Consider the following 19,241-nt stretch of genomic DNA (forward strand, 5'->3'; position numbering starts at 1 on the left):
CTGCTCGGCGGCGGCGTAGGCGATGGCCTGGGCGTGGTTGCCCGACGACTGCGCGATCACGTGCCGTACGCCGTGCCGGGCGAGCCGGACCACGGCGTTGACCGCGCCGCGGACCTTGAACGAGCGGGTCGGCTGCCGGTTCTCCGGCTTGACCCAGAGCCGCTCGCCGGGCAGCCGCAGCAGCGGGGTGCGCCGCACGTACGGCTCGATGCGGGCGCTCGCCGCCTGGACGTCGCCTGCGGTGACGAGCCCCGTGCGCACCGCGCTTTCCACGTTCACGCGCTCAGCACCCTCTCCTGGATGGCGTCCAGGTCGGCCGCGGCCTCCGCGGGCGGCGCGGCGTCGGGAACGCGGTCTTCCAGGTGGTGCAGCGGCCGGTACCACAGCCCCAGCAGTCCCCAGATCACCAGGAAGACGCCGCTGGCCAGCAGCACCGCCGCCGCGCCGCCGCCGGGCCCGCCGGCGAACCGCCCGGCCCACTCGGCCAGCGGGTCGGCGGCGAGGAAGCCGATCGGCTGCATCGCGGTGGCGATCATGATGTTCACCGCGAGCACCCGGCCCTGCAGCTCCTGGCCCACCTTGACCTGGATGATCGACAGCCAGTGGGCGTTGCCGATGCTCATGCACGCCAGCCGGATGAACAGCCCGGCCGCGACCAGCCACACGACCGGCCACGCGCCCATGAGGATGACGCCGACGCCGGACCCGGCGACGAAGCCGATCATGCCGGTGGCCCGCCGCCGGGTGCCGCCCCACACCATCACCACGCCGGTGCCGATGGCCGCGCCGACACCGCCCACGGCGGTCACCACGCCCAGGTCGGCCGAGGTGCCGATGGCCAGCACGATCGGGGTGACGAGCACCCACATGAGGGCGGTGCAGAAGTTGACCACCGCGAAGTAGAGCGCCATCACCAGCAGCGGCCGCCGCCTGCGCAGGAACCGCCAGCCACCGGTGAGCGCCGCCGTGAACGTCTCCTCGCGCCGGTGGAAGAGCCGGTCGGGGAAGCGCACCAGCAGCAGCGTGATCACGCCGACCGCGAACGTGGCCACGTCCACCGCGACCACCGCCGACAGCCCGAACAGGCCGATCAGCGCGCCGCCGGCGAGCGGCGCGACCACGTTGCCGATGCCGAAGCCCACGTTCGCGAGGGCGTTGGCCTGTGGCAGGTACGGTTTCGGCACGAGCTGCGCGACCGCCGCCATCCACGCGGGCTGCTGGAACGCCGACACGATCGAGGTGACGCCGACGATGAGGCAGACGTTCCAGAACTCCAGCCGCCCGGTGACGAGCAGCAGCACCAGCGCCACCATGGTGAGCCCGGACAGCGCGTCGCAGGCCAGCATGATCGTGCGCCGGTCGATCCGGTCGGCGAGCGCGCCGCCGAGCGGGGTGAGCAGCACGGCCGGGATCTGCGCCAGCATCGTGACCAGCGCCAGGTCCAGGATCTCGCCGCTGAGCTGGTACGCCCACACGCCGAGCGCGAACGAGCTGAGCGCCGTGCCCAGCGCCGAGACGATCTGCCCGGCGGCGACCGTGTAGAAGGGCCGCAGGTTGGTGCGCTCGGGCGGGCGCACCGGGTCGGGCAGGTCGCCGGCCGCCCAGCGGGTCAGGTGGCCGAGCACCAGGGCGGCCAGGGGTGCCGCCTGGTGGCGCAGGAAGTAGTGTCCGGCCCTGGGCAGCACGGCCCGCTCCACGCGGGGCGAGAACGCCGCCCACTCGGCGTAGCGCTCCTCGTGGAGCTGGGTGGCGCGGTCACGCTCCCCGACGAGGCTGAGTATCGGGGCGCGCAGCGGCGCCGCCTCGCCGGTCAGCTCGCGGGTGAACCACTCCTGCGCCTGGTCGGCGTCGTGCCGCATGGCGCGTACGGCGGTGCGCTTGGCGGCCTCGTCCATGTCGTCGAGCAGCCCGCCGGAGGCGCGCAGCGCGTCGCGGAACATCCGGTCCGACACCCAGCGGTCGCCGCCGAACAGCCGCCTGATCGGTCCGGGCAGCCGTGCGGCGGGGAAGCTCGCGGCGGCGATCACGCCCAGCACGTGCACGCCGTCCGCCTCCAGGCGGCGGGCGAGTGCGACGGCGAGCGCGGAGCCCACGCAGTGGCCGTAGATCGCGACCGGTCCTGACGCACTCCGCGCCACCTCGGCGGCCAGCCTGTCCGCGAGCTCTTCCAGCGGCAGCGGCCGTTCGTCGGGGCGGGCGGGGTCGTGGCCGGGCAGCTCGGCGGAGAGCACCTCCACCCGGTCGCCCAGCTCCTTGGCCAGCGGCTGGTAGACCGCCGCCGAGCCGCCGCCGTACGGCACGCACACCAGCGTGAACTCGCTGGCCCGCCCGCCGCCCAGGCGATGCAGCAGCCCGCCGCCGGTCTCGCCGCCGTCCTCGCGGCCGAGGAACGCGGCCAGCTCGGCGACGGACGGCCGGGTGAACAGGTCGATCACCCGCAGCCCGCGGCCGATCTCCTTGACCGCGCGGACCGCGGCGAACGAGTCACCGCCGAGGGCGAAGAAGTCGTCGTCGGTCCCCACCCGCTCCACGTCGAGCACGCGGGCGAAGACCCCGGCGACCAGCTCCTCCTCGGGGGTCGCGGGCGCGGCGTACGCGGCCCGCTCGGCCACCGGCTCGGGCAGCGCGGCCCTGTCGATCTTCCCGTTCGGGTTGAGCGGGAGCCGGTCGAGCGCCACGACGTGCGCGGGCACCATGTAGTCGGGCAGCCGCTCGCGCAGCGCCGAGCGCACGGCCGCGGCCTCCACGGTCGCGGGCGTGACCCACGCGGCGAGCTGCCTGGCCTTGCCCTCGCCGACGGGCAGCACCACGGCCTCGGCGACCTGGGGCAGCGCCCGCAGCGCGGTGGTGACCTCGCCCAGCTCCACGCGGTAGCCGCGCACCTTGACCTGGTCGTCCACCCGGCCGCGGAACTCGATCCGCCCGTCGGAGGTGAGGCGCAGCAGGTCGCCGCTGCGGTAGCAGCGTCCGTCCCCGGTCAGCGGGTCGGGGACGAACCGTTCGGCGGTCAGCTCGGGCCGGCCGATGTAGCCGCGGGTGACGCCGGGACCGCCGACCACCAGCTCGCCGGGCACGCCGGGCGGCACGGGGCGCATCGCCGCGTCCACGAGGTGGCCGTGCACGCCGGGCAGCGGGCGGCCGAGCGGCACGATGCCGGTCCGCCGGTCGGCGGGGATCTCCTCGGTGTCGCACACCAGGCAGATCATCGTGGACTCGGTGTGGCCGTAGTGGCTCTGGATGCGCAGCCCGGGCCGGGCGGTCCTGGCCCGCTCGACCAGGTCCCACGGGCACGCCTCACCCGCCAGGATCAGCAGCTCGCGCGGCAGCACGGCGGCCAGGTCGCCGCCCGACGCCAGCAGCTCCAGGTGGCTCGGCACGCATTTGACGACGTCCACCCGGTGCCCGGCGAGGTAGCCGGCGAACGCGGCCGGGTCCATCGCGGTCTCGCGCGGCACCAGGTGCACCGTGCCGCCCGTGGTCAGCGCGCCGAACACGCAGGTCAGGCCGAAGTCGGCGGCGGGCGTGGAGACCACGGCGAACGACCCGCCGGGCACGCCGATGCGCGGCAGCATGCCGCCCAGGTAGTTGAGCACGCCGCGGTGCTCGGCGGCCACCGCCTTGGGCGTGCCGGTGGAGCCCGACGTGAAGATCACGTGGTGCAGGTGCCCGGGCCGTACGTCCACGTCGGGCCGGGTGTCCGGCAGGGACGGCGGCCGGTCGAGCGTCAGCACCCGCCTGCCGTCCCCGATGAGGGGCGCGAACTCGCTCACCGTCACCACGGCCCGCACTCCGGCGGCCTCCAGCATCGCGGCGATCCGCGCCGCCGGGTAGGCCGGGTCCATCGGCAGGTAGCCGCCGCCCGACTTCTGGATGCCGAACAGCGCGCACGCCAGGTCCGCCCCGGGTTCGAGCAGCACGCCGACCGGTTCGTCCGCTTGCACGCCGGCGTCCAGGAGCCAGTGCGCGATCCGGTTCGCGGCCGACTCCAGCTCCGCGTACGTCAGGGCACGATCGGCGCCCACCACCGCGAGGGCGCCGGGGTCTCGTCCACCCAGCGCTCGATCAGGTGGTGCACCGCCCCGGCGGGCGGCTCGGGCGGCGGCCCGCCGTCGATGACGGGCCCTGTCACCGGCTCAAGCGGCACCGCGCCCACGGGCGCGTCCAGGTCGGCGAGCAGCCCGTCGAGCAGGGCCGTGTACCAGCGGGCCAGCTTTTCCGCGGTCCCCGGCTCGAACAGGTCGGTGCGGTACGCGAGCCCGCCGCGCAGCGGCGCGCCGGGACCCTCGTCGATGACGTGCCAGCTCAGGTCGAACTTGGTGGTCTGCTCCGGCAGCTGGATCTCGGACGACTCCAGGCCGGGCAGCTCCGGCCGCGCCACGCCGGAGATGTAGTTGAGCATCACCTGGAACAGCGGCGTGGCCGCCAGGTTCCGCTCCGGCCGCAGCCGGTCCACCACCCGGTCGAACGGCGTGCCCGCGTGCGCGAGCGCGCCAAGCGCGGACTCTCGGGCGCGGGCCAGCAGGTCGCGCCCGGTCGGGTCGCCGCCCACGTCGGTCCGTACGACGACGGTGTTGAGGAAGCAGCCCACCACGCCTTCGGTGTCCGGGTGGTCGCGGCCGGAGACCGGCACGCCGACCGCGATGTCCGCGCTCGCCGACAGCCTGGCCAGCAGCGCCTGCAGCCCGGCCAGCAGCACGATGAACGGCGTGGAGCGGTAGGCGGCGGCCACCGCCCTGATCCGCTCGCTCAGCCCGGCCGGCAGTTCCAGGTCGAGCGCGGCGCCGCCGGGGCCGGGCACGGCGGGGCGCGGCCGGTCGGCGGGCAGGTCGAGCACCGGCGGCAGGCCGTCCAGCCGCTCGGCCCACCAGTCCAGGTCGGCCGGGTCGGGGACCGGCGAGACCTCGGCGTACTGCGCGGGCGGCGGGCCGAGCGGCGGGCGCAGGCCGAGGCGGGCGGCGTACAGGCCGGACAGCTCGTCGAGCAGCAGGCCGCGCGTCCACGCGTCGGTGGCGATGTGGTGGAAGGTGAGCGAGAGCACGTGCTCTTCGTGATCGACGGTCAGCAACGTCGCGCGCATGGGCGGCTCGCGGTCCAGAGCGAACGGGGTCGCGAGGTGCGCGGCCAGCACGTCCTCGACCTCGGACCGGTGCACGCGCTCGGTGGAGACGGGCACCTCGGCGGCGTCCCGCACCACCATCACGGGCTCGGGTCCCGAGTCGTCGACGACGCTGCGCAGGACGTGGTGCCGCTCGGCCAGGTCGCGTACCGCGCCCAGCAGCGCCTCCTCCCGCAGCGGGCCGCGCAGCCGCAGCGCGATCGGGACGTTGTAGGCGCTGCTGTCCGGTTCGAGCTGCGCCAGGAACCACAGCCTGGCCTGCACCCCGGACAGCGGCACCGGCCCGTCCACCGGCGCGCGCCGCGCCCGCGCCGCGGCGGCGGGCTGCGGGAGCGCGGCGGCCAGGTCGGCCAGCACCGGGTGCTCGAACAGCAGCCGCACCTGCACCGCCGCGCCCAGCCGCTCGCGCAGCCGCCCGGCCACCCGGGTCGCGGCGAACGAGTGCCCGCCGAGCGCGAAGAAGTCGTCGTCCGCCCACACCTCGGTGAGGCCGAGCACCTCGGTCCAGATCTCGCCCACCAGGCGCTCGGCCGGGGTGCCGAGCGGCACCCGCACGGCGGGCGCGGCCTCGGGCTCGGGCAGCGCGGCCCGGTCCACCTTGCCGTTCGGGGTGAGCGGCAGGGCCTCGAGCACGCCGATCGCGGCCGGCACCATGTAGTCGGGCAGCCGCTCGCGCAGCGCCGCCCGTACCTCGGCCGCGTCCACCGTGGCCGGGGTCACCCAGGCGGCCAGGCGCCGCTCCAGGCCGGCGCCGACCGGCTGCACGTACGCCTCGGCGACCTGCGGCAGGGCTCGTAACGCCGCGGCGACCTCGCCCAGCTCGACGCGGAAGCCGCGCACCTTCACCTGGTCGTCGACGCGTCCCAGGAACTCGATCAGCCCGTCCTGGGTGACCCTGACGCGGTCGCCGGTGCGGTACCAGCCGCCGGTGAAACGTTCGGCGGTGAGGTCGGGGCGGCCCAGGTAGCCGCGCGCCACGCTGGGCCCGCCGATCCACAGCTCCCCCGGCACGCCGGGCGGCAGCGCCCGTCCTGACGGGTCGGCCACCCGGCACACCACGTCGGCCAGCGGCCGCCCGAGCGGCGCCCGTCCGGGGGCGCTCTCGTCCGCGTCGCAGGCCAGCACGGACACCGTGGTCTCGGTGGGTCCGTAGTGGATCTGCACCTCCAGGTCCGGCCGCGCCTGCCGGACGCGCGCCACCAGGTCGGCGGGCACCGCCTCGCCGGCCAGGATCAGCAGCTTCTCCGGGAGCGCGGCCGTGCCGAGGAGTTCGAGCTGGCTGGGCACCATCTTGATCGCGTCCACCGGCTGCTCTGCCAGGCGGGCGGCGAACGCGGCCGGGTCGGTGGCCGTCTCGTGGTCGATCAGGTGGAGGGTGGCGCCCGTGGTCAGCGCGCACCACACGTTCGTCATGCCCAGGTCGGCGGCGGCGGTGGAGACCAGCGCGAACGAGGCCAGCCCCGCGGGGAGGACCCCGGCCACCGCGCCGAGGTAGTGGGTGATGTGCCGGTGCTCGACCGCGACCCCCTTCGGCCGCCCGGTCGAGCCCGAGGTGTAGATCACGTACGCCAGGTGCTCCGGCCGCACGTCCACGCCAGGACGTTCGGCGGAGGCGTCCGCGGCGGCGGCGAGCTCGGCCTCGGTGAGCACGATCCGCGCCCCGGCGTCGGCCACCACCGCCTGGTTGCGCCGCTCCGGATAGACCGGGTCGAGCGGCAGGTAGGCCGCGCCCGCCTTGAGCACGCCGAGCATGGCGACCACCAGCTCGGGCCGCCGCTCCAGCAGCACGCCGACCGGCTCGTCAGGGCGCACCCCGCGCTCCAGCAGCCAGTGGGCCACCTGGTTGGCGCGGCGGTCCAGCTCCGCGTAGCCGAGCGTGCCGACCGCGACTGCGTCGGGGCTCGCGTCGGCCACCCGCTCGACCAGCGCGTGCAGCGGCACGTCCACGGGCAGGTCCGCGGCCGGGCCGCGCAGGTCGTCGCCGGCCGGCATCCGCACGGGCGCGTCCGGGTCGGTGAGCATGCCGTCGAGCAGCTCCAGGTACCAGCCGGCGAGGCGGCGCGCGGTCGTCTCGTCGTACAGGTCGCTGCGGTAGCGCAGCTCGCCGGTGAAGCGGGTGCCGTCGTCGCCGAGCTCGATGTTCAGGTCGAACTTCGCGGTCGGCGCCTCCAGCGGCACCTCCTCGACCCGCAGTCCGGGCAGCGTGATCGGCGCGCCGGTGTCGTAGACGTTGAGCATCACCTGGAACAGCGGCGTGACCGCGAGGTTCCGCTCCGGCCGCAGCCGCTCCACGACCCGCTCGAACGGCGTGCCGGCGTGCGCGTACGCGTCCAGCGCCGCCGTACGGGCCCGCTCCAGCAGCTCGGCGCCGGTCGGGTCACCCGAGGTGTCGCCGCGCACCACCAGCGTGTTGACGAAGCAGCCGACGACCCGCTCGGCGTCGGGGTGGTGACGGCCCGCGTGCGGCACGCCCACGGCGATGTCGTCCATGCCGGACAGGCGGCTCAGCAGCGCCTGCAGCCCGGCGAGGAACACCATGAAGGGCGACGTCCCCGGCACCGCGCGGACCTTCGCCGCCAGCGGCTCGGGCACCTCCAGCGGCACCGCCGCGCCCTTCCATCCGGGCACGGGCGGGCGGGGGCGGGCGAGCGGCAGGTCGAGCACCGGCGGCAGGCCCGCCAGGTACCCGGCCCACCAGTCGAGGTCGGTGTCCTGCCGTCCGGCCTCCCACGCCGCGACGTCCGCGTACTGCAGGGCGGGGGCGTCGGGGGCCGGTTCCAGGCCGAGGCGGGCGGCGTACAGGCGGGCGAGGTCGTCCAGCAGCACGCGCTCCGACCAGGCGTCGGTGGCGATGTGGTGCAGGGTGAGCGCGAGCACGCACTCGTCGTCGGCGAGCCGGAACACCGTGGCCCGCATGGGCGGCTCGGCGTTCAGCCGGAACGGCCGCCAGGCGTGCCCGGTCAGCTCCCGCTCCAGGTCGGCCGGGTCCACGTCCACCACGGGCACCGGCACGGCGGGGACGGGGCGTACCCGGCCGTCTTCGATGACGCCGCGCAGGATCCAGTGCCGCTCGGCGAGGTCGGCCACCGCGCCGGTGAGCGCGGCGAGGTCCACCGGGCCGCGCAGCCGCAGCGCCAGCGGCACGTTGTAGGCGGGCGTGTCCGGCTCGAGCTGGGCCAGGAACCACAGCCGCTCCTGGGTCGGCGACAGCGGCATGTCCGTGGCCCGCGTCACGGGGATGCCGGGGGCCGCCTTCTCGGCCTGCTTGAGCGCGGCGGCGAGCCTGGAGCGGACGAGCCCGGCGATCCGGTCCTCATGTACCTCGGTCATCCCTCGTTCCCCTCCATCAGCTCGGCGGCCAGCAGCTCCTCCAGCGCGGCGGCGAAGTCGGCGAGCACCGGGCGGTCGAACAGCAGCCGCACCGGCACCGCGACCTGCAACATCTCGCGCAGGCGCGCGGCCACCCTGGTCGCGGCGAACGAGGCGCCGCCGAGGGCGAAGAAGTCGTCGCCGGCCCAGACCTCGGGCCGTTCGAGCACCTCGGCCCAGACGGCGGCCACCAGGCGCTCGGCGTCGGTGGCGGGTGCGACCCGCTCCTGCCCGGGTCCGGTGTCCGGCTCGGGCAGCGCGGCGCGGTCCACCTTGCCGTTGGGCAGCGTGGGCAGGGCCGGCAGCGTGACCCAGCGGCGCGGCACCATGTGGGCGGGCAGCTTGGACGTGGCGTGCCGCTGGATCGCGGCCAGGTCCGCCGTCTCCGGCGCGACGTAGCCGACCAGGTGGGCGTCCGCGCCCGTGCCCGCCACGGCTACCGCGACCTCGGCGAGCTCGCGCAGCACGGCCTCGATCTCGCTCGGCTCGATCCGGTACCCGCGCACCTTCACCTGGTGGTCGCGGCGGCCGTGGAACTCCAGCGTCCCGTCAGGCCGCCACCGCGCCAGGTCGCCCGTCCGGTACGCGCGGCCGCCCGGCGTGAAGGGGTCGGCCACGAACGCGGAGTCGGTCAGGTCGGGCCGTCCCCGGTAGCCTCGGGCCACGCCGGCGCCGCCCAGCAGCAGCTCGCCGACCTCGCCCGGCGGCACCAGCCGCAGCCGCGCGTCCACCACGTACGCCCGCTCGCCCGGCATCGGCGACCCGATCGGCACCCGGTCGCCCTCATGCGTGCGCACCCGGTGCAGCGTGGAGGTGACGGTGGTCTCGGTGGGGCCGTAGGCGTTCCACAGCTCACCGGCGCGGAGCAGGATCTGCTCGGCCAGCGCCGGGTCCAGGGCCTCGCCGCCGACCACGGCGCGCAGCGCCGGGCCGCCGGTCCAGCCGGCCGCGAGCAGCATCCGGTACGAGGTCGGCACCAGGTCGATCACCGTGGCGCCGCTCGCGGTGATCAGCTCGGCCAGCGCGTGCCCGTCGGTGGCCGTGGTCCTGTCCACCACCACCGACGTGCCGCCGGCGGTCAGGACGCACCACAGCTCGGAGGCCGAGGCGTCGAAGCTCAGCGGCGCGACCGCGGGCTGCACGTCATCCGGGCCGAGGCGGAGCGCGGTGATCATGCCGTGCACGAGGGCGGACAGGCCGCCGTGGGTGACCTCGACGCCCTTGGGGGCGCCGGTGGAGCCGGAGGTGTAGATGACGTACGCCAGGTCGCCGGAGCGCACCTCCGGCAGGTCGGCGCGCGGTCCCTCGGCGAGCAGGTCCGCGTCGAGCGTCGCCGCCGCGGAGGGCGGTTCGCCGCGAGTGAGCACCACGCGGGCGCCCGCGTCCTCGGCCAGCAGCCGCAGCCGCTCCTCCGGCAGGTCCGGGTCGAGCGGCAGATACGCCGCCCCGGCCCGCCACACCCCCAGCAGCACCGCGGGCAGCATCCGGTCCCTCGGCACGCGGACGCCGACCACGTCGCCCCGCGACACCCCGTGCGCCAGCAGCCCGGCCGCGATCCGGTCGGCGCGGTCGTTCAGCTCGGCGTGGCTCAGCGTCGCACCGTCCGGGCCGATCACCGCCGTGCCCGTCGCGTGCGAGGCGAGCGCCACCGGCACCGGCGGCAGGTCGCCGGGCAGCTCGGGCCCGGCGGCGCGGGCGAGCAGCGCGGCGCGTTCGTCCGGGGTGACCCGCTCGAACGCGGAGATCGCCAGGTCCGGCTCGGCCACCGCGCCGCGCAGCAGCCACAGCAGCCCGTCGAGGTACGCCTCGGCCTGCCGCCTGCCGAGCAGCGCGAGCGCGTACTCCAGGTGCAGCTCGGAGCCCTCGACCGTGCGGTTGACCAGGACGCTGAACTCGTGCACCGCCGCGCCCGAGCCCACCTCGGTCAGCAGGTCCAGGCGTCCGGCGCGGACCGGCACCTCGCCGTGCTGCATGGCCAGCAGCACCGGTGCGCGGGGCAGGTCGGCGGGCGGGACCTCCTGGTGCACCAGCGCCCGTGTCGCGGCCTCACCGGCCTGCCTGACCAGATCGCGGAAGGTCGGCGCGGCGTCCGGGCGCAGCCGGACCGGCACCGTGTCGATGAGCGGTCCGACGACCCTGGCCAGCTCCGGTGCGGCGCGACGCGCGGCGACCATGCCGATCAGCGTGTCCGGCTCCCCGGAGGCCAGGGCGAGCGCGGCCAGGTACACCGCGTACGGGGTCGTGCCGCACGCGCGGGCCAGCGCCGCCACGCCATCGGTGAACTCCTCGGGCAGCGGCCTGACCACCCGGTCCGTCGTCAGGTCGGCGGGCGGCGGGCCCGCCACCGGCGCCCCCTCCAGTTCGGCGCGCCAGAACTCCCGCAGCCCGTCGAGGCCGGGCCGGTCCTCCTGCTCGCGTACCGCCACGTCGCCGAGCTGCACCGCGGGCTCGGGTACGGGCTCGCCCGCCAGCTCGGCGGCCAGCTCCTCCATCAGCACGCCGACGGAACCGCCGTCGAAGGCGAGGTGGTCCGTCACCAGCACCAGCTCGGCCGTGTGGTCCCCCGCAGGGCAGAGGCTCGCGCGCAGCAGCGGCACCTCGGTCGTCACGTCGAACACGTGCTCCGCCGCGGCCCGCGCCGCCTTCACCGGGTCCGTGCCCGCCGGGTGCTCGGTCAGCGGGACGGCGGCGGGCGGGTGCACGATCGCGTACGGGACGCCGTCATCGCCGACGGCGACCGTGCTGCGCAGGGACTCGTGCCTGCGGACGACCGCGTCCAGCGCCGCGCGCAGCGGCCCGCTCCCGTCGAGGTCGCGCACGCGCAGCCGGACCGACACCGTGGTGACCGGGCTGCCCGGGTGCAGCTCGCGCAGCGTCCAGAACTCGCGCTGGGTGGCGGTGAGCGGGTGGCGGGTCGCGCCGGTCCGCCGCACCGGGGCCGAGCCCGGCTCGCGCAGGCGCGCCGCCAGCCCGGCCGCGGTCGGCTCGGTCAGAAACGCCGCAAGCGGCACGGTGTGCCCGAGCCGCCGCGACAGCTCGGTCACCACCCGGGCGGCGGCCAGCGAGTGCCCGCCCAGGTCGGGGAACCGGTCGTACACCCCCACTTCGGGCAGGCCGAGGACGTCCGCGATCACCTCGGCCACCTGGCGCTCGTCGTCCGTGCGCGGCGCGACCGGCGCCTCGCCTCCCGTACGCGCGGGGCGCAGCTTGGGCAGGGCCGCGCGGTCCACCTTGCCCATGGGGGCGATCGGCAGCTCGTCGGTCACGCCGATCCTGGCCGGGACCAGGTAGTCGGGCAGCCGCTCGCGCAACCAGTCGCGCAGCTCGGGCTCCGTCGCACCGGGGGCCTCCACGTGCCCGACGAGGTAGGCGATGCCGTCGTCGTCGGTGTGCGCGAGCACGACCGCGCGGCGCACGGCGGGGTGACGTTCCAGCGCCGACTCGACCTCGCCCAGCTCCACCCGGTAGCCGCGGATCTTGACCTGGTCGTCGGCGCGGCCCACGTAATGCAGCTCGCCGTCCACCCAGCGGACCAGGTCGCCGCTGCGGTAGACGCGGGAGCCGTCCGGCTCGGTGCGGAACGCGTCCGACTCCTGGCCCAGGTATCCGCGGGTCACGCCGGGACCGCCGATCCACAGCTCGCCCACGTCGCCGTCCTTGACCGGCCGGCCGTCGGCGTCGCGCACGCTGAGCACCGCGTTCGCCATGGGCCCGCCCAGCGGCGGTTCGCCCTGGTGGCCGCGGGTCACCTCGTACAGGGTGCTGCCGGTCGTGCACTCGGTGGGGCCGTACATGTTGAGCACGCGGCGCACGCCGGGGTTCTCGAAGATGCGCGCCACCAGGGCGGCGGTCAGCCGCTCGCCGCCGGACAGCACCATGCGCACGCCCTCGGGCAGCGGCTCGCGCAGCAGCACTGACAGCGCTGACGGGACGCCGAAGACCGTGCGCACCTCGTCGCGGGCCGGCAGCGTCGGCAGCGACAGCACGTTATCCGCCATGATCACGGTGCCGCCGGCGGACAGCGGCGTGAAGATCTGGGTGATCGAGGCGTCGAAGCAGATGGAGGAGCCGGCCAGCATGCCGCTCAGCTCCTCGGCCGTGTAGGCGGACGCCTCCCAGCGCACCAGGTTCAGCGTGTTGCGGTGCTCCACGACCACGCCCTTGGGGCGGCCGGTGGAGCCGGAGGTGTAGATGACGTACGCGGCGTCGGACGGCTCGCCGGGGACCTCGGGCCCGCGCTCGGCGGGTGTCGTGTCGTCGACGAGCACGGTGTCGGCGCCGGTCAGCGACGCGGTGCCGCGCCGGGCCGCCGAGGTGACCACCACGCCCGCGCCGGAGTCCTCGGCCATGAAACGTAACCGCTCCGCCGGGTAGGCCGGGTCCAGCGGCACGTACGCGGCCCCCGCCTTCAGCACCCCGATCAGCGCCGGCACCAGCCACTCGTCACGGTCCAGGCAGATCCCCGCGAGGTCGCCGCGCCCGACGCCTCGCGCGGCGAGTGCGTTGGCGATCCCGTTGGCCATGCGGTGGACCTCGGCGTAGGTCAGCCGGGTCGTGCCCGCGACGACGGCGACGCGATCGGGCGTGCGCCGGCACTGCGCCTCCAGAGCCTCGTGGAGGCGGCCGGGCATGTCTGTGGGAGGGCGGTTCGCGCCCGTCACAGGGGGGTTCATGTGTCCTCTTTCCAGCAGGGGTCAAACGCAGGCCCGGGTGGGCGGTCGCGAACGGGTCCGCTCCTTTGGGGATGGCGCACGGGTCCAAGGCGAGGTCGTCGCCGGCCGCACGAGGTCGCGCGGGCGGTCCAGCGTCGCGTAATCGGCGCGACCGATCGCCGCGCGGGTTGTCCTCCTCGGGGTCATCTGCTCTCCGCAGACGATCATTATGCTCCGGGATGGGGGCATGTGATCAGGTCTGTCTCCTACGTGTGACCTGCGAAAATCCTTGCTGAGACGTCAACTTGGAGTCAGGACAGATCGGACAGAGGTCAACGAGCCGGGTAGCGCCAGGAGCACGATCTCGGCACCCCGACGCAGTGCCGTTCTCATCGGAGCCGCGGCGCACCCGACGAACGGCCGGAGGCGGTGGTGCACAATCTCACGATCACGCTTGAAAAGCGGAAGGACTACATACTCACCGGAATCGTTCAGGAATGGGGAGAGCAGGCCCACCGAACCCGGGCGCCGTTTCGTACGGATGGGTCGCGTAGCCCATTCGACGGCCGGACCACACGGCTGAGACCCGATCTGCCTGGGGCTTCACGCCTGGCTTGACCGCTGTCCACCCCGGCCATCAAAACAATGAAAATGATGACATCGGGCATTATCAGAGCATTTTATTGATGCGTGTGAAAACTTGATGGCCGGCGCGCCGCAACGCTATACAGTTGTCAAACCAAGCGGTGCCCCGCCATTCCCAGGGAGAACTCCATGGCCAGAGCACGTCAGAAAAGGCGTGCCGCGCCCACCCGCGCGAAGGAGGCCGAGGAGGGACGCTGGACGGCCGTGGGGAGGTGGTCGGCGGGGATACTCAGTGCCGTGATCATCGCGGCGATCGGCGCCGTCATCACCGCGTGGGTCAACGCGCGCGGTCCCGCCGCGGTCGATCGGCTCAGCGGCGGGCCGCCCATCAAGGTCGGCTACGTGGCCGTCGACCGCTCCCAGCACGAGATCGCCCTGGGCAGGCCGGTGACCGATCCCGGAGAACGGGCGGTCCTGCGGGCCAACGCGTCCGGCGCGCGGCACGACGCGGTCATGGCCCGGCACCAGGCGGCCCCCATCGAAGAGGCGGCGGTGACGGTCGTCCTCACCGGGAACCGCAGCAGCCTGCGCATCGTCGACATCGAGCCGCGCATCCTCGATCGCGGGCCCGTCGCGGACGGCGCGCTGCTGATCTACAGCTCCGCCGGCACGACCGACACCATCGAACTGTCCGCGGATCTCGACACGCCGGTTCCCCGCTTCGTGACCGCGGCGGACCGGAAGACCCCCTACTTCAGGAAGAAGCAGATCGACCTGAAACGGGACGAGCGGGTCACGCTCTCCCTGTCGGTCAAGGGCAAGGCGGCGTCCTACGCCTTCGATCTCCTGGTCACCGTGCTCGCCGAGGACCGGACCGAGCAGGTGAGCGTCGAAGGGCCGGACGGGGGCCCGTTCCGGGTGACCGGCCTCGCCGGCACGTACCGCTCCTACTACGCCGTCTCCCCGCTCGGCGGCTGGCGGCCCATCTCCAACGCGGAAGCATGTGCGATGGGCAGGCAGAGCCACAAGAGGGCGGCATGCTGAGCGGGCGTCGCGTGGCCGGAGTGCTGCTCGCGGTGGCGGTGCTGGCGTGCGCGGCGGCGGACGCGCCGTGGCGGCGGCTCGTCCCGATCGAGTGGCGTGCGGTGTGGTCGGTGTCCGCGAACGCCGACATCGACAAGACGTACGACACCCCGCGTTTCGCCGCGTCCGGCCGTGCCGTCGCAATGGCCGCGCACGAGAACACCGTCCAGATCCGCGATCCCCGCACCGGTGAGCTCCGGCGCACCATCCCCGCCGACCCGTCCCCGTCCACGATCGTCACCGGCGTGTGGATCGCCGCGGGCACGCTGGTCGTGGCACGCCAGCGGCCGGATGCCACCGGACATGCCCTCACCGGTCATGACCTGGCCACGGGCCGGGTGCTGTGGCGGCGCGCGATCACTGTCTCCACCGAGCCGGCCGTGTGGGACGACGTCGGTGCGTACGACGGCCCGCGGATCCTGGTGACCGAGCGCGGCGTCGTGGTGTTCGAACGCTCGGCCGACCCGCTCGACATCCGGGCCCTCGACCTCAGCACCGGGGCGGACACGGCGCGGGCGACGTACGGGCAGGGCTGCCACCTGACGAGTGCCGGGACCGCCCGGTCGGTGACGCTGCTCAGCGGCTGCAAGGAGAACGGGCTCCGGCTCGCCTCGATCGATCCGCGCACGCTGCGTCATCGGTGGAGCCGGACGCTGTCGAAGCCGTCCGATCAGTCGTACGCCGGCCTCGCGATCGGCCTGACGACCGACGCCGAAGGTCACACACATGTCCTGACCGGCTCCAGCGGCTCCTTCCACGGACCTGACGGCCGCCCGCTGCCGCGTGCGCGGGAGGCCGGATTCATCACGAGCCCGGAGCGCTGGTCTCCACCGATCTACGCCGGAACTCTCTCGGCCGCGGCCGACCCCGGGGGAGCCCGACGGCAGGAGGGCTGGCCATTGCCCGCCTACTTGATCTCCGTCGACCCCGGGACGGGACGGCTCGGCGGGCTGCCGATCGATCAGCCCTTCACCCAGGCGTCCCTCGCCGGGGTGATCACGAACATGGCCTTCGTGCACGGCAAGTGGCCAGGTGGCAGCCGGATCACCGCGTACAGGCTGACCTACGGCCCGCCTCGCGAACGCTCCTGGTTCGGCGGAGTCCCGGCGAGCGCCTGGCCGGATGCCTGCGGCCTGCTGACCGAGCGCGATCTGTCCCTGGTCGCGGACGGCTACCGCGCGGTCCCCTGGCCGGTCGGCCCACCGGGCAAAGCCGGGAAATGCGACTGGGTGCCGCCCGGGGACGGCGACCCCGTCGTCTCGCTCTCGGTGGAATGGGTGTCGCCGTCGGACGCCGGCGCGCGCCGGCTGTTCGCTCGCGACGAGCAAGCCATCGAAGCGACCGATCACGTCGATCCCACCACCGAGAGCCCGGGATTTCTCACCTACACCGTGGATGAGACGAACGGGTACTACGGCGGGACGCTCATGAACGTGGGCCCCGTCATCGTCCGGTTGACCTCTCCGTCACGGCAGGCGGTACGGCTCCTCTCCCCGTTGCTGCGGAACAAGCTGTTCGCCCGTTACCGCCCAGGCGCTGCCGTCCCCGTTCCCGCGCACGCGGACGGCTGGAGCCACCCGACGGACGCGATCGTCCACGCCGGGCCGGTGGTGACCGGCGGCGTGGCATACGCCACCAGCGGCGACGGCACGGTGACCGCGCTGGACGCCGCCTCGGGCGCGCGGCGGTGGCGTTTCCCGACGGGCGGCGTCATCCATAACGGCCATGTGGTCGTGGACGGCACCGTGTACGCCGCGAACGAGTCCGGCCGCCTGGTCGCGCTGGACACCGCCACCGGCCGCCCGAGGTGGAGCCGCGAGCTGCTCGTCGTCAGCGACCTCGCCAGTGCGGGAGGCCGCCTGTACGCCTGGACGAGGCGCTCCCACCTGGAGACGACGCCCGAGCTCGTGGCGCTGAGCCAGGCCACGGGCGAGAGGTTGTGGACGTTCCGGCCGAAGGGTCTCTTCCCTGTCAAGCCCTATCTCGTTCTCATGGGCGATGCCGTCCACGTCGGCGGCGGGAACGGCATGGTGGACACGCTGGAGGCCGCCTCGGGAGCCCGGAAGTGGCGCGCTCGAGCCGGCGGCGCCACGGACTTCATCCAGCTGACGCGGAGCGGCGCGGTGCTCTATGCCGCGAGCGCCAGGGGCGAGGTGCGCGCTCTGGACGCCGCCACCGGAGAAGTCCTCTGGCGCGCCGCCATCGGCGCCGCCATCGGCTTCCGGCCCGTGGTGACCGGCGGGCGGCTGTACCTCGGCGACAAGGAGGGCACGACGTACGTGCTGGACGCCGCCACCGGCAAGCCGCTGTGGAACCACCACACGACCGGCGGCGCATTCCAGTACAACTGGGCCATCGCAGTGGCCCGGGGGCGCGCGTACATCAGCGGACTGGACGGCAGGCTGCACGCGCTCGACGCCGCCACCGGCACATCGCGCTGGACCTTCCCCTGGGCCGGGACCGGGGAACCGGCCCGGTGGTGACGGACGGGACCGTGTACATCGGGGACGACGAGGGCACGCTGCACGCGCTCGACGCCGGTACCGGCGTCGAGCGGCGGAGCTTCCGCGCCGGTGGCCGCATCACCACCGAACCCGTCGTGACCGGCGGTTTCGTCTTCGTCGGCAGCTCGAACGGCAACGTGTACGGGTTTCCCGTCCCGACCCCCTGAGCGGGTGGCTTCACCCCCTCCGGCCCCGTGCGCGACGCGCTGCGGCTGCGCGCCGCCATCGAGGTGGTGGCGGTGACCGGCACCGGTGCCTGCCGGATCAGGACCGGAGGAAGGCGGTGAGGAGCGGGTTGACCTGGTCGGGAGCGTCTTCGTGGACGTTGTGGCCGGCGTCCGGGACGATCTTCACCGTGGCGCCGGGGATGCGCCTGCCGTACTCCTGGGCGTACGCGGCCGGGAGCCACTGGTCGTCCTCGCCCCAGATGACCATGGTCTTGGCGCGCAGGCCGGCGAGGCCGGCGTCCGTCGGCTGGTAGTCCTGGGTACGGACGAGGCGGACGAAAGCCTCCCGCCTGTCGGGGCGTGACATCCAGTGCCAGGTCTCGTCCACGACCTCGGCGGTGACGCGGTCCTGGCGGGCGAAAGCGGTGCGCAGGCTCTTCTCGAAGTCGGAGCGGCCCATGAGCTTGACCGCCAGCTCCCCCACGACCGGTACGGAGAACAGCGCCGTCTGCGAGGCGAGCGGCTTGTCCAGGCCCGGGGAGTCGAGCAGGACGAGCCGGTCGACGCGGGACGGGTTGCGCTCGGCGTAGTACAGCGACCAGGCGCCGCCCCAGGAGTGGCCGACCAGGGAGACCGTGGTCAGCCCCGCCGCGTCGAGGAACGCGCCGAGCGCCGCCGCCATGGCCGGGATGTCGTAGGCGAACTCGCCCTTCACCGTGGTGTAGCCCTGTCCCGGCAGATCGACGGCGTACACGGTGTGCTCGCGCGCGAGCGCCGGGATCGTGTCCCGGTACGAGTACAGCCACTGCGCGCCGCCCGCCACCAGCACCACCGGCGATCCGCTGCCCGTCTTGCTGTAGTGGAACCGCGCCCGCCGCGTGTCGAGGTAGCCGCCCTCGTACGCCGAGCGGTAGCCGTCCACGGACGACGGCTGCCAGACGTACGCGATGAACAGCGTCACGGCCACCAGCAGCGCGAGCGCGCCCGCCACCCGACGCGGCCAACGACGCCCGCGCCGCCTGCCGGGGCGCCCCGCCCGTGCCTGCTCAACGTTGATCATGATCCCCCCTCAGTGGTTCGTCGCAGCAAGGACGGGCGAAGGCACGCCCGCGTGACATGGGCGGAGGTGATCTCGATCACACGTCGTGGGATCCGGTCACGATGCTTAAGCGGCCTCGCCGGACTTCAGTCCTCTTACTGATGCGGTGCGCCTCGGCCGGGCCGTACGTTCGTGGCCCGCTCAACGTACGAGGACACCCTGGGAGGAACGCCGTGCAGGCCATCACCTTGGAACCCGTGGGCAGCGTCGTCGGCGGCCGTGCCGAACCCTTCGACGACGGCTGGGACGCCGAAGTCGCGGTGATCCGCATCGACGGGACGCGTTTCGAGCCGGAGGCGCTCGCCGGTCTTGAGGACTTCTCGCATCTGGAGGTGGTGTACCGGTTCCACCTCGTGGACCCGGGCTCCATCACCACGTCGGCGCGCCACCCGCGCGGCAACACCGACTGGCCCAAGGTCGGCATCTTCGCCCAGCGGGGCAAGAACCGCCCGAACCTTCTGGGCGTCTCCCGCTGCCGCCTGCTCGCCGTGGATGGGCTCGACATCCACGTACGCGGTCTCGACGCCGTGGACGGCAGCCCGGTGCTGGACGTCAAGCCTTACATGGCCGAGTTCGGCCCGCAGGGCGAGACGGTGCAGCCGGAGTGGGCGACGGAGCTGATGCGCGCCTACTACTGAGCGGCTACTGAGATCCCGGCCCCGTCTC

General features: G+C 74.2%; 8 protein-coding genes and 1 pseudogene. 4 read left to right on the plus strand and 5 right to left on the minus strand.

The features are described from left to right. Positions 1–6: 6 nt before the first annotated feature. The 4 genes and pseudogenes from WBK31_RS23645 to WBK31_RS23660 all read right to left on the minus strand — a co-directional run. Positions 7–384, minus strand: a pseudogene (locus WBK31_RS23645) (pyridoxal-phosphate dependent enzyme); the annotation flags it as partial. Then, entirely contained in the window at positions 276–4,022 is a 3,747-nt protein-coding gene (locus tag WBK31_RS23650; protein WP_406673144.1) for an amino acid adenylation domain-containing protein, read from the minus strand. The pseudogene WBK31_RS23645 and the gene WBK31_RS23650, both read right to left, overlap by 109 nt. Next, positions 4,001–8,446: an amino acid adenylation domain-containing protein gene (locus tag WBK31_RS23655; protein ID WP_406673145.1), complete on the minus strand. Its 4,446-nt coding sequence runs from the start codon at positions 8,444–8,446 to the stop codon at positions 4,001–4,003. The genes WBK31_RS23650 and WBK31_RS23655 overlap by 22 nt, the downstream gene beginning before the upstream one ends. Continuing rightward, positions 8,443–13,158 (minus strand): amino acid adenylation domain-containing protein, encoded by a 4,716-nt coding sequence (locus tag WBK31_RS23660; RefSeq protein WP_406673146.1) that lies wholly within the window; start codon positions 13,156–13,158, stop codon positions 8,443–8,445. The genes WBK31_RS23655 and WBK31_RS23660 overlap by 4 nt, the downstream gene beginning before the upstream one ends. A 753-nt stretch (positions 13,159–13,911) precedes the next feature. Between WBK31_RS23660 and WBK31_RS23665 the strand changes: the two genes are divergently transcribed. The 3 genes from WBK31_RS23665 to WBK31_RS23675 are packed head-to-tail and all read left to right on the plus strand — an operon-like array spanning position 13,912 to position 17,476. Next, complete coding sequence (locus tag WBK31_RS23665; RefSeq protein WP_364055718.1) at positions 13,912–14,766, plus strand: hypothetical protein; 855 nt, start codon at positions 13,912–13,914, stop codon at positions 14,764–14,766. After that, complete coding sequence (locus WBK31_RS23670) at positions 14,760–17,288, plus strand: PQQ-binding-like beta-propeller repeat protein (protein WP_406673147.1); 2,529 nt, start codon at positions 14,760–14,762, stop codon at positions 17,286–17,288. The genes WBK31_RS23665 and WBK31_RS23670 overlap by 7 nt, the downstream gene beginning before the upstream one ends. Then, complete coding sequence (locus tag WBK31_RS23675; RefSeq protein ID WP_406675520.1) at positions 17,237–17,476, plus strand: PQQ-binding-like beta-propeller repeat protein; 240 nt, start codon at positions 17,237–17,239, stop codon at positions 17,474–17,476. The genes WBK31_RS23670 and WBK31_RS23675 overlap by 52 nt, the downstream gene beginning before the upstream one ends. 97 nt (positions 17,477–17,573) lie before the next feature. Here the strand turns inward: WBK31_RS23675 and WBK31_RS23680 are convergent, their stop codons facing one another. Further along, positions 17,574–18,536, minus strand: coding sequence for an alpha/beta fold hydrolase (locus WBK31_RS23680; RefSeq protein ID WP_378787505.1), 963 nt, complete (start codon positions 18,534–18,536; stop codon positions 17,574–17,576). 212 nt (positions 18,537–18,748) lie between these two features. Between WBK31_RS23680 and WBK31_RS23685 the strand changes: the two genes are divergently transcribed. Next, entirely contained in the window at positions 18,749–19,213 is a 465-nt protein-coding gene (locus WBK31_RS23685) for an SAM-dependent methyltransferase (RefSeq protein ID WP_364055727.1), read from the plus strand. The last annotated feature ends 28 nt before the right edge of the window (positions 19,214–19,241 follow it).

It is taken from the genome of Nonomuraea sp. N2-4H, assembly GCF_045291505.1.
Classification (GTDB): Bacteria; Actinomycetota; Actinomycetes; order Streptosporangiales; family Streptosporangiaceae; genus Nonomuraea; species Nonomuraea fastidiosa.